The following is a 286-nucleotide window of genomic DNA, read 5'->3' as shown; positions in this document are numbered from 1 at the left end:
CAGTAATCGGCCGGTGGGGTCTGGGCCTCGGGGGCGGGCATGCCGCCCACCGCGTGACACAGGCTGGGAAACAACAGCGCAGACCCGGGGGTGGTGACGTGGGTGTCCCCGCCCGGGGAGGTCAGGATCAGGGTGCCGTCGGCGAGTTGTTTCTCAGTCCAGCCCCAGAACGTTTTCATCAAATGATGAGTGCGGCAGTAACACTTCATGTTGCTCGCAAGTTGAGAATCTACCCTCTTACTGGCGGTCTTCCGCCACGAAGGTTAGACCGCCGGGCTAGCCGGTG

At 62.9% G+C, this 286-nt stretch carries 1 pseudogene; it reads right to left on the bottom strand.

From position 1 onward, the window contains the following. Nucleotides 1–218 (bottom strand): annotated as a pseudogene (locus AO501_RS36220) (hypothetical protein); the annotation flags it as partial. Nucleotides 219–286 lie beyond the last annotated feature (68 nt).

Source organism: Mycobacterium gordonae (assembly GCF_001417955.2).
Taxonomy (GTDB): domain Bacteria; phylum Actinomycetota; class Actinomycetes; order Mycobacteriales; family Mycobacteriaceae; genus Mycobacterium; species Mycobacterium gordonae_B.
Note: the sequence above shows the minus strand (reverse complement) of the source record. Positions and strands in the feature narration are given on the sequence as shown.